Origin of the sequence: Treponema sp. OMZ 805 (assembly GCF_050937395.1) — a bacterium.
Lineage (GTDB): Bacteria > Spirochaetota > Spirochaetia > Treponematales > Treponemataceae > Treponema.
In genome coordinates this window covers 1-591 of the sequence record NZ_JACCLP010000051.1, presented here as the reverse complement: position 1 = coordinate 591, position 591 = coordinate 1, and the positions used below count along the sequence as shown (strand labels likewise).

Sequence of the window (591 nt, the reverse complement as noted above, 5' to 3'; positions counted from 1 at the left end):
CGCCACTTTTTCAAAAAATGCCGCTGCCGGTATTGTCCCCGGCCGGGTCGCCTGCGGCGTAGCGTAGGTTTACGAATCCCTCAAACGATTTACGGAGCCACCGTCTCCAACTTACCTTTCTCGGCTACTGAAAGGTTTTTATATGATTGTGTTATTCCTCTATTAACTTAAAATGTATGGCGTAAACGGGTTTAGCAACATGCAAATCCGTATCGTTACCATCTACAACTTCAATTTTTGTGATCCACGCCTGTAGGATTTCTCCTGTGTAGCCTAAACGAAAACAACACGGTGCCGTATAGCTTTCGAATCTATAGCATTTTTGAGTGGAGCCCCAAGTAACACAGCCACTGCTATATTCGGCATTCATTAATCTTCTTTGCCAGTATTTTGTTGTTTCTCGGTATTCGATGGCCTTTTCGCCTTTCTTTATTTTTTCAAACCATTCTTTTTTAAGCGGGAAACAGAGCATATTGACCTCCCCCTTTTAATCCATTAACTTTTGAATGTCTTCCGGTTTTGCACCGACGCTGATAAGTAGCAATGTACAATAGCCGATAATGTCGGCAACGTCATTGATGCGCGGGGTGT

1 protein-coding gene is annotated in these 591 nt (G+C 43.5%); it reads right to left on the bottom strand.

Features of this window, described 5'->3' with window-relative positions:
- Positions 1-151: 151 nt before the first annotated feature.
- Positions 152-472 (bottom strand): hypothetical protein, encoded by a 321-nt coding sequence (locus HGH47_RS12235; protein ID WP_432912752.1) that lies wholly within the window; start codon positions 470-472, stop codon positions 152-154.
- Between the last annotated feature and the right edge of the window lie 119 nt (positions 473-591).

Bases quoted from the DNA above. Each gene is read 5' to 3' on its own strand.
- HGH47_RS12235 (WP_432912752.1), bottom strand. From the start codon at position 472: ATGCTCTGTTTCCCGCTTAAAAAAGAATGGTTTGAAAAAATAAAGAAA.